The sequence below is a fragment of the Bradyrhizobium manausense genome, assembly GCF_018131105.1.
GTDB lineage: Bacteria > Pseudomonadota > Alphaproteobacteria > Rhizobiales > Xanthobacteraceae > Bradyrhizobium > Bradyrhizobium manausense_B.
The window spans coordinates 979661-990451 of record NZ_JAFCJI010000001.1 but is presented as its reverse complement, the minus strand read 5'-3'; the positions used below and the strand labels follow the sequence as shown (position 1 = coordinate 990451).

The window sequence follows — 10791 nt, the reverse complement described above, 5'->3', positions numbered from 1 at the left end:
GTCAACGTGTCCCGCCGTCCCCCAAAATTGTGTAGGGAGCCCAGAACAACGGGTGGGCATAGGCGAATTCGGTCTTCCCGTCGGCGCCGACATAGCCCCGCCCGTCTATCAGAGCCATCATTGCCTGCCGCAGCGCCTCCGCGCGCGTCAGCTTGGGATCATCGGCTTGCCGCTTGAACAGATCAGTGACCAGATCCTTTGCCGACTGCGAATGAACCGACCAATTGGTGACGAGGATGGCCCGCGTCCCTGCATAAAAAAATGCGCGGCCCAGCCCGGAGGCGGCCTCCGCGCCGGCGCCCTCTCCGGCGCCGGTGTTGCAAGCCGAAAGAATGACCCAGTCCGCGTCGAGCCTCAGTTGCAGGATTTCCTCCATGGTGAGCAATCCGTCACCCTCGACGCCGGCGACGGCTGGCGCGGTGAGCGCCAAAGCCGGCTGCGTCAGCCCGTTGAGTTCACCCGCCGCGAGGCCATGGGTTGCAAACACGACGACCCTGAACCCGGACAGGTTCGTCGACTTGACGACCTCTTCGTTGGCGTCCTTCCCGAGCTTCAGCACTCTTGACGGATCGGCGTGCAGCGCGATCGCGATCGACCTCAATTCATCGGCGGTGTCCGGAAGCCGCGGCAACATCGCAAGCTCGGCGCTGTCAACGCCTTCCAGCCTTGGAATCGATCTCCGCCTGAACGGCACGCCGCGCGTGATTGCAGCGGCCGAGGGAGCAACATGCGCGATCTTCCTTTCTGCTTCCGTGGCCTGCTGTTCGCTGAAAAGCGGGTCGCCGAATGCGATGAGTTGCCTGCGTCCGGAAGCGCCTGCCGGTAGCGACCGCAGAGTGACGAGCGCCGACAACGATGGCAGAGTGGCGATGTCATGGGTGCGAGCTAACCAAGGCACGTTTCGATAGGCCGCGAAGGGCGGGTCTTCGTCGGACTTCAGCGTGGACGGTGCGGTCGGCAACAGTGACAACGGCAGCAATCCGAGCGCACCGTTCGTCACCACGATGAGGCTTTTCGATCTCTTCCAACCCTCCTCAACGGGCTTTAGGAGGATGGAGTAGAGCTGGTAGCCGAGATCGACGTCGAACGGCGGGATATCGGAAATCAGCGCCGCGTCCGGCTCCAATGCCTCCCGCAGCTTTTGGATCTTGCGTCTGAGCTCGTCGGGCTTCGCCTCAACGGAAGCAAAAGCCACCGGTCCACTCTTGGGTACCGCCCACACGAAGCTTGCCTCGCCTCCGAAGTAGAACGACAGCGCCGCTTCGCCGTCGTGAAGAGCCTCCCTGATCTGCTCGATACCTGGTGGCTTCGGGTTGACGAGATCGGCATAGGCGGGGAAACGCTTGTTGATCTCGGCACGAGCCACGTCGCGATCCATACGCAATCGCCCGATCGAATTCTCGATATCGCGCAGAACCTGCTCGTCGCGCTCGTTCGACGGCACGCTCAGAAGATTGTTGAGCGAACCGAGCTGTGCCCTGAGTTGCTTGCTCAGATCCTGCTCGTTTCGCACAAGCTCCGCGAGTGCCGGATCCTTTGCCGCCACACGCGCGCTCGACTCCGCCAAAGCCTGCTGCACCGCGTGCCCGCGAATGGAATCGGCCATGATAAAGGTCTGAGCGGCGACATCGTCAGCTGGGCTTCGGGCTGTTGCCAATAGCTTGATGTAGTTCTCTACGACGAACCTCAACCGGGCCTGAACCCGTCCCACCCCTTCAGCATCGCCATCATCGGCGTTCTGTTGCTCCGCTGCCTGCAGTACCGGCAGCGCGATCTTGAACTCGCGAAGTGCGTCGGCGTCCCTGCCTGCGCGCATCAAGGCAATGGCTAGAATGCCGTGTGCAGAGGCGCTATCATAATGGCCCTCACCGACACGCGCGATCTCGCGTTGGACGAGTGCCTGCGAAGCGCCAAGAGCTTCGTCACTTCGGCTCGACGCCAAAAGCGCACTGATCCGAGTGACGCTGGATAGCACTGTTGCTCTCTGTCGAGGATCCCACGCGGCAATCGCCTGGTCCAATTGGTCGAAAACCCTTATCGCTTCATCTGACTTCCCCTCGCCAGTCAGGCTGGAACCGAGTGAGAAGAGAGCGTGGGCATTATTGGGGCGGTCATCGTCGATGCCAAGTGTGTGCTGGATGTCGAGGCTCGTTCGTGCGAGCTTCTCGGCCTCTGAGAAGCGGCTTTCCCAATTCAGGATTTTTGCAAGACCAGTCACGTAGGGGGTCGTCAGAGGATTGTACTTGCCATCCGCATTCAGGCGAGAAAACAACGCGATGCGTGCATCCGACTCAGCCTCGGCCAACCGGCCCTGCCGCGATTTCATCGTAGCGATGTTAAGTAAAAATCCATCTGCCTGTCTTTGCATATCCGAAGCCAGGGGCACGTCCGGGTCCGTTTTTGCCAGCTTGTTGAAAACATCGATCGATTTAATTCGAAGCTCGCGCGCCTGGACAAAAGCGAGCTCGGCATCCCTAAAGTGGCCTCGCGCGGCGAAGATTGCCGCTTGCATCAATGCAATTGAAGTTTCCCAGGAGTTGCCCCTGATGCGGTAGGACCGCCAGCGAGGGTCACCGTTGCGCGCCTCCGAAATGAGGACCAGCGCTCGCCGCAGGTGCTCCTCCGCCAACGGCAGATTCCCCATTGCAATCGCAGTTCCAACAGCAAGATGATGCAGAGGGAACAAGTTTCCCCTTGTGCGCGGCTGATCAGCTTCAGCAATAAGCGGCTCTACCATCGCGAGAGCGCGTTTATAGTCCCCCGTCGACTTAAGCCGACTTACGATATCCATCGCGATACGCATCGTAAGACGATCGTTGTCGACGTGTCGCACGGCGATGAGTGCTTGCTGACTATCGGCCAATGCATCAACCGAGCGCCCCAGGATTTCCCTCGCCTCGGATCGGGCATAGTAGAACTTCGCCAGCGATTCCTGCGAAAGACCATCGGCAGGCTCAGCGTCGGCGGCAGATTTCATTCTGGCCAGGGTGGCGGGGTCCGGCTTTTCGCTGTCGAGAATCGCCGTGATATCCGCAATCGATCGCGGCGGAGGAAGAAAACTCGGCGGCAGCGGACTTTTCGCCGGGCGATCGCTAACGCTCGACGCGCCTCCATTTGGCTCGCAGGCCTGCTGCGTCGTCGCGGCATTGAAGGAGCATTCGGCAGACTCCTGGCTCGACGCCTTTGTGCCAAAGCTCAGCACAAGGCAAAGCACGAGTGCCCACCGTGACAAGCTGCTCATTTGCGACCCATGAAAAGTGCCGCCCGACGACCAATAAAGTGGAACGGTTGATGCGCTACTTTGCTGCACACGACCGATAACCAAATTTCTGGATGATATCTCTTCCAGAAATGGTCGTGAATGACGTCGTCTCCATAATATGATTTGCGACGAGATAATTGCGCAAGGCGCCATTGTAGGAATTCAGCATCTGCTGCGTAGCCTTTTGGTTGCTGCCGGCATGAAACAGGAGTTCAGCGCTCGGCTCGACGCACGCAGTCTTGAGTTTCAAAAACATGGTACAGGCCGACTGACAGTGACCTTCAATTCTAAAAGGTTGACCGCTCACAGCGATTTGCTGACGGATCTCGCCGAACTGTCCCGTGCGACCGCCCATGCCGTACCGGGACGACGTTTCCTGAGCGAGCGCGTTTTCACAAAACCAGGTCAGCGCTGAAAACAGAGCCAGCAGGCAAACCATTGCAGAACGATTCGCGCTCCAGCAAGCACCGACCCTCAAACATGCTCCCATAGAATTCCGGATATGCATTCTTAAATCCTTTGAAATGAAAGCCAAAAGCTATCCGTGGCGAAAGGTTCGGTCAACAATCATCGCGGCAAGTCAACTGACGAACCTGTCGACATCCAAAGCGCCACAGACGTGGATCGAGCTGTATTGCAGCGCACAGCCACAGGCGACCAGCCCGGTTTCGCCGGATGCCTTGCGACCGCCGGCACACCGTCCGCCACCGCCATCAATGGCGGTCGTCGCCGGTCATCAAGTCGAGTACTTCGCCGATCGACAACGTGATCGCGGCCTTGGTCACTCGAACCAGCCGCGCCGCTTGAACCAGATCAGCGGTAGCACGCCGCTGGCGATGATCGCGAGCAATGAGAGCGGATAGCCGAACGTCCAGCTCAGCTCCGGCATGTTCTTGAAGTTCATGCCCCAGATACCGACCAGGATTGTGGGCGGCACGCCGACGACGGAGACGATCGTCAGGATCTTGAACAGCTCGTTCTGCTGGATGTTGATGAAGCCGAGCACCGCATCGAGCAGGAGCTGGATCTTGTCGGACAGGCGCGTCTCGTAGTCGCTCAGCGACGCGACGTCCTTCGAGACCGCCTCGAGGCGCTTCTTCGACGCCGCCGTGATCCACTCGCTGCCGACATTGTCGGCGTAGGACGCGATACGCCCGACGCCGAGCAGCACGTCGCGCGCCTTGGCGAGGCGATCGGCGAGCTCGCCGATATTCTCCAGCGCCTCGCGCATCCTTCGGCTCGAGCGGACCGGCCGCTTGGTGCGAACGAGACCGCCCTTGAAGACGCCGCGCGAAAGCTGGTCGACCTTGGCGCCGAGATGCTCCAGCGCGTCAGCGCCGCGGTCGATCATGGCCTCGAGCAGGCTGGTGAACACGCACATGCCGTTCTCGAGGCTGTCGTCGGAGCCGACGCGCTTGCTGATCTGGTCGAAGATCGGCAGTTCGGCAAAGCGCACTGTCACCAGCACATGCGGGCCGATCACGAACCCGACCGGCGTGATCTCGGCTTCGTTAACCTCGTTGAGCCGCACCGCCGGCGAGCTGAGATAGAGGTTGCCGTGCTCGAGGATCAGGCGGCTCGACGCTTCGATCTCGCTGAGCGACTCCTCGGACGGGATGCGTATCTTCAGCAGTCGCTCGATGAACTGCTTTTCCTCCGCGGTCCCATTCAGCAGATCCGCCCAGATGATCTCCGAGGGCATTTCGGCGCCGATACCCTGCCAGTCGTCGGACGGCCACCTGTGCAGTTTCAGCAATGACCGAACTCCGTCTGCCCTTCACGCCGGATCGCACGGCATGCGGCCTTCCCACGCCGGGCTAACGCACGAGGGTTCCAATCGTTCAACATCGGGGAATCAATCGAGGGAGCGCCCTCAGGCGAAAGCGGCCGCGGCCTTCTTCGATGATGTCATCATGCCAGTGTTTTGCCCGACGGGTCAATCGGAATTTCTGATTTTCGAAATCGACCGGGCCGATCGTACAAGTCGTTGAAATGACTGAGCCCGGCTACGGTGCATGGGGTTGTTTTCAGATTTTGATTCGATGCCGGCAAGCAAAATGGCCTCTCCCGAAGGGGAGAGGCCAAAATTGCGACGCCGGATCGACCAGGTGAGCGGATCTACTCCCAGGACCAGGCCGAGAAGTCGTTCTCGAATTGCGGGACTTCCTTCCAGACGCCCTTCAGCTTCTTGTTGATGACCGTCGGCCATTGCGGCTGGAACAGGAAGCCGGCCACCGCATCGGTCGCGAGCATCTTCTGGGCATCGCCGAGCAGTTTTGCGCGGCCGGCCTCATCGGGCGTCGACACGATCTGCTTGTAGAGTGCGTTGAACGCCTCGCTGTTGTAGCCGAGATAGAAGTCCGGCTCGGTCAGCTTGACGAGATCGAACGGCTCGACGTGGGAGACGATGGTCAGGTCGTAGTTGTGCGGGCCGTTGGGCGCGAACGCCTGCGACAGCCACTGCGCCCACTCGACGTTCTCGATCTTGGCGTTGATCCCGACCTTGGCGAGCTGGGCTGCCAGAATCTCGCCGCCCTGCCGCGCGTAAGGCGGCGGCGGCAGCTTCAGGCTGAGCTCGAGCGGCGTGGTGACGCCGGCCTCGGCCAGCAGCTTCTTCGCCTTCTCGGGATCGTAGGGGTTGATGGCGGTGGTGTCGACATAGCCGAGCGATCCCGGTGTATAGAAGCTGCCGATCGGCGTGCCGAAGCCTTCGACCGCGCCTTCGATCATCGCCTTGCGGTCGATGGCGGCGAGGATCGCGCGGCGCACCCTGACGTCGTCGAGCGGCTTCTTCTTTTCGTTGATGGCGACGATGGTCTTGGCCTTGGAGCCGCCGACCAGCACGGTGAAGCGCGGATCGCTCTTGAACTGCGCGACGCCGCGGGTGGTGACGCGCGGGAACGCGTCGACGTCACCGGACAGCAGCGCCGCGATCTGCGCGGCGGGATCGCCGATGAAGCGGATCGTCACCTTGGACAGCTTGATCGCGGAGGCGTTGCGATAGTCGGCCCATTTGTTCAGCGTCAGCGAGGAGCCCTTGACCCAGGCGCCGAGCTGATACGGCCCGGTGCCGACCGGCTGCGTGACATTGGTCGCCGCGCTCTTCGGCTCGACGATCGAGCCGCTCGCCTGGCCGAGCAGGAACGGCAGGTTCGGCTCGGGATATTTCAGCGTGAGCACGATCGTGTCGGCGTCGGGCGCGTCGATCTTCTCGAAGGCCTGGAACAGGCTCTTGTCCTTGTTGGTGCTGTTCGCGGCCGCGTTGCGTTCGAACGAGAATTTCACGGCGGCGGAATTGAAGGCCTCGCCATTCTGGAATTTGACGCCCTTGTGCAGCTTGAACGTATAGGTCTTGAGATCGGGGGACGCGGTCCAGCTCTCGGCGAGCAGCGGTGCGACCGAGCCGTCCTCGTTGATCTTGGTCAGGGTCTCATAGATGTTGTAGAGCGTAACCTCGGCGATCGCGGCAGCGGCTGCGTTGGTGGGATCGAGCCCCGGCGGCTCCAGCGTCATACCCATGACGACGCTGTCCTTCTTGCTCTGCGCCAGCACCGGTAGCGGCGCCGCGGCCAATGCTGCGGCAAAAGCGACGATTGTTAGCTTCTTCAACATGCCTGTCTCCCCGGCCTTCTTCTACGTTCTTGAGGCTACGCGAATTCCGTAGCCGACCTTAACCTTCCATGGCCGCCCGCGGCAATGCCATCACGGCCTCCGCCTTGTGGCAGGCGGCGAGATGTTCCTCGCCCACCCTGCGTAGCAAGGGCGGAACCTCGCGGCAATGCTGGTCGGCGAGCGGGCAGCGCGCCACGTAAGGACATCCGGTCGCGGCGGCCGATTGCGAGGCGATCGCCTGGGCCCCGCGCCGCCGCCGGCCGCCGCCGGCCCGTGCGCGCGGCACGGCATCGAGCAGCGCCCGCGTATAGGGATGGGCGCAGCGCTCGAACAGATCCTCCGGCCGCCCCTGCTCGACGACCCGGCCGAGATACATCACCGCGACCTCGTCGCAGAGATAGTCGACCACCGCGAGGTCGTGGCTGATCAGGATGTAGCTGAGGCCGAATTGCTCCTGGAGGTCCTGCATCAAATTCAGGACCTGAGCCTGGACGGAGACGTCGAGCGCGGAGACGGGCTCGTCCGCCACGATCAGCTTTGGTTGCGTAATCAGCGCACGCGCAATGGCGATGCGCTGGCGCTGCCCGCCAGAAAATTCGTGCGGATATTTGTCCATGTCCGCTTCGCGCAGGCCGACCTGCTTCAGCACCGCGGCGACGAGGGCGCTGAACGTGGCGCGATCGGCATCGTCAAGCACGGTGAGCGGCTCGGCGACGATGCGCGCGATGGTCTGGCGCGGGTCGAGCGATCCGTAGGGATCCTGGAACACCATCTGGAAATCGCGACGCGCGCGGCGCAATTCATCGGGAGGGATGCGGTTGAGGTCGCGGCCAAGCAGCGTGACCTCGCCCGCGGTCGGTCGCTCCAGCGCCATCACCACCCGCGCGAAGGTCGACTTGCCCGAGCCGGATTCGCCGACGATGCCGAGACTCTTGCCCGCCCGGACCTGCACGCTGACACCGTTCAGCGCGCGCACCTGGCCGGGCGGACGAAACAGGCTTTCGCGCGGCAGCGTATAGCGCTGTTCGAGATCCTTGACGTCGAGAAGAGGTGCCGTGCTCATGCGGACAGCGCCCCGACATTCGCGGCCATCGAGACATCGGTGCGCACGCAACGCACGACATGACCCGGGCCGACCTCGACCATCGGCGGCAGTGCCGCGCGGCATTTGTCCAGGACCAGCGGACAGCGATCGCCGAACGCGCACCCCACAGGCAGATCGGCGAGCTCCGGCACGGTGCCCGAGATCGTCGTCAGCCGCGTCCCCTTGCGCGCACCGAGCCGCGGACGGGCGCGAAACAGGCCCTGCGTGTAGGGATGTCCCATACGGCGGAAGACCTGGTCGGTCGGTCCACTCTCGACCACCGTGCCGCCATACATCACCATCATGCGCTGCACGTTCTCGGCGATGACACCGAGATCATGCGAGATCAGGATCATCGACATCCCGCGCTCCTCGACGAGATCGGCAATGAGGTCGAGGATCTGGCCCTGGATGGTGACGTCGAGTGCCGTGGTCGGCTCATCCGCAATCAACAGATCGGGCTCGCAAGCCAGAGCCATAGCGATGGTGACGCGCTGGCGCTGGCCGCCGGAGAATTGATGCGGATAGGCGTCGATGCGTTTGGCCGGATCGGGCAGCCCGACACGGTCGAGCAAGGCGATCGCCTCCTTGCGCGCCTGCGTGGCGGAATATTTCTTGTGACGCCGCAACGGCTCGGCGACCTGATGGCCGATCGTGTGCATCGGGTTGAGCGCCGTCATCGGCTCCTGGAAGATCATGCTGATGCGGTTGCCGCGCAGCTTGCAGTAATCGGCATCCGGCAGCCGCGCGAGCTCGTTGCCATCAAGCTTGATGCTGCCGGTGACGACCGCGCTGTCCGGCAACAGCCCCATCAGCGACAGAGCCGTGACCGACTTGCCGCAGCCGGATTCACCAACGAGCCCGAGCGTCTCGCCACGCTTCAACGCAAAGCTGACACCGCGCACGGCCTGTGCCGGCCCACGGCTGGTGTTGAGGCGGACGCCGAGATTGTCGACCTCGATCAGGGTTGCGGGATCAGCCATCGTCACCGCTCCCGCGCCAGTCGGGGATCGAGCAAATCCCGCAATCCGTCGCCGAGCAGATTGAGACCGAGCACGGCGATCGCGATCGCGGCTCCTGGATAGACCGCGAGCATCGGCGACTGGAACAGCATGGTCTGTGCATCGTTCAGCATGCGGCCCCAGGACGGCTGTGGCGGCTGCGTGCCGAGGCCGAGATAGGACAACGCGGCTTCGGCCAGAATCGCGAGCGCGAACTGGATCGTTGCCTGCACGATCAGGATCGACAGGACGTTCGGCAGCACGTGCTCGATGGTGATGCGGAAGGCGCCCTTCCCCGAGGCGCGCGCCGCCAGCACGAATTCGCGCGCCCAGATCGCATTGGCCGAACCGCGCGTCAGCCGGGTCAGGGTCGGGATCTGGAAAATGCCGATCGCGATGATTGAGGTCACCATGCCTGGCCCTGCGACCGCTGCAAGCATGATCGCCGACAGTACGGCCGGAAAGGCGAAGGTGAAATCGGAGAAGCGCATGATGATCTCTTCGGTCCAGCCGCGCTTGGCCGACGCGATCAGGCCGAGGCAGACGCCGAAGGTGAGACCGATGCTGACGGCGATGATGCCGACCAGAATGGTCGAGCGCGCGCCCGCGAGCAGCAGCGAGACGATGTCACGGCCAAAGGTATCGGTGCCGAGCCAGTGCGCCGCCGACGGCGGCCGCAGTTTCGAGGCGATATCGATCTCGTAGGGCGACCACGGCGTCCACACCAGCGAGAGCAGCGCCGAAGCGACCACCAGCAGGCTGAGCACGCCGCCCACTACGAAGCTGCGATGGCGCAGCGCACGGCCCCAGAAGGTCCGGGCCGACAAGGGCCGCGTTGCGACCGGTGCGTCGACCGGCGTGGAAAGCTGCGCGCTCACAGGTCGTGCACCTTGATGCGGGGATCGATGAAGGCATAAAGCACGTCGACCACGAAATTGACGATCACGACCATGGCCGCCAGCAGCATCACGCAATTGCGCACAACGATCAGGTCGCGGTTAGCGATCGACTGGAAGATCAACCTGCCGAGGCCCGGCAGATAGAAAACGTTCTCGATCACGATGGTGCCGGCGAGCAGATTGGCGAATTGCAGGCCCATCACCGTCATCACGGGAATCATGGCGTTGCGTAACACGTGGCTCCACAGCACCTCGCGCTTTCCGAGCCCCTTCGCGCGCGCGGTGCGGACGAAATCTTCGCGCAACACTTCGAGCACGGCCGAGCGGGTAACACGGGCGAGAATCGCCGCCTGCACCACGGCCAGCGAGACTGACGGCAGCAGCAATGATTTGATCCCAAGCCAGGCACCGTCATCCCAGCCGGCAAAGCCGCCCGCGGACAGCCATTGCAGCCGCACGGCGAACAGCAGCACCAGGAGAATGGCAAACCAAAAGTTCGGTAGTGCGATGCCGATCTGCGTCAGCGACATCACGCCGACATCGCCGAGCTTGTTGTGGTTGGCGGCGGTGTAGATGCCGGCCGAGAGGGCCAGTACCACCGTGATCAGCATCGACATGATCGCGAGCGGAATCGTCAGCACCAGCCGCTCCGCGATCAGGCTCGCGACCGGGCTGCCGTAGACATAGGAATTGCCGAGATCGCCGACGAACAGGCCCTTGATCCATAACAAATAGCGGACCGCCAGCGGCTGGTCGAGCCCGAGCTTGACGGTGAGCGCGCGCACCGCGTCGGCCGACGCATCGGCGCCCATCAACGTCTGCGCGGCATTGCCCGGCAGCGCGTCCAGCACCAGGAAAATGATCACGGATGCGCCGACCAGCGTCGCCAGCAATGTCAGGACACGTCGGAGGACAAATACGCTCATGCGCGGT

General features: G+C 62.6%; 8 protein-coding genes. All 8 read right to left on the bottom strand.

Translation table 11 applies throughout. The features are described from left to right. Position 1: 1 nt before the first annotated feature. Complete coding sequence (locus tag JQ631_RS04570; RefSeq protein WP_212324378.1) at positions 2 to 3241, bottom strand: CHAT domain-containing protein; 3240 nt, start codon at positions 3239 to 3241, stop codon at positions 2 to 4. A gap of 55 nt (positions 3242 to 3296) precedes the next feature. Beyond that, a complete protein-coding gene (locus tag JQ631_RS04565; RefSeq protein ID WP_249160143.1) occupies positions 3297 to 3770 on the bottom strand; it encodes a hypothetical protein in 474 nt (157 codons plus the stop codon). Between the two features lie 273 nt (positions 3771 to 4043). Beyond that, complete coding sequence (locus JQ631_RS04560) at positions 4044 to 5018, bottom strand: magnesium transporter CorA family protein (RefSeq protein WP_212324376.1); 975 nt, start codon at positions 5016 to 5018, stop codon at positions 4044 to 4046. 362 nt (positions 5019 to 5380) lie between these two features. Then, positions 5381 to 6874: an ABC transporter substrate-binding protein gene (locus tag JQ631_RS04555; protein ID WP_212324374.1), complete on the bottom strand. Its 1494-nt coding sequence runs from the start codon at positions 6872 to 6874 to the stop codon at positions 5381 to 5383. Positions 6875 to 6932: 58 nt separating this feature from the next. Continuing rightward, entirely contained in the window at positions 6933 to 7937 is a 1005-nt protein-coding gene (locus tag JQ631_RS04550; protein ID WP_212324372.1) for an ABC transporter ATP-binding protein, read from the bottom strand. Continuing rightward, positions 7934 to 8941, bottom strand: coding sequence for an ABC transporter ATP-binding protein (locus JQ631_RS04545; protein ID WP_212324371.1), 1008 nt, complete (start codon positions 8939 to 8941; stop codon positions 7934 to 7936). Before JQ631_RS04545 ends, JQ631_RS04550 begins: the two co-directional genes overlap by 4 nt. Before the next feature lie 2 nt (positions 8942 to 8943). Next, positions 8944 to 9837, bottom strand: coding sequence for an ABC transporter permease (locus tag JQ631_RS04540; RefSeq protein ID WP_212324370.1), 894 nt, complete (start codon positions 9835 to 9837; stop codon positions 8944 to 8946). After that, positions 9834 to 10784, bottom strand: a complete 951-nt coding sequence (locus tag JQ631_RS04535; protein WP_212324369.1) for an ABC transporter permease — start codon at positions 10782 to 10784, stop codon at positions 9834 to 9836. The genes JQ631_RS04540 and JQ631_RS04535 overlap by 4 nt, the downstream gene beginning before the upstream one ends. Positions 10785 to 10791: the final 7 nt, after the last annotated feature.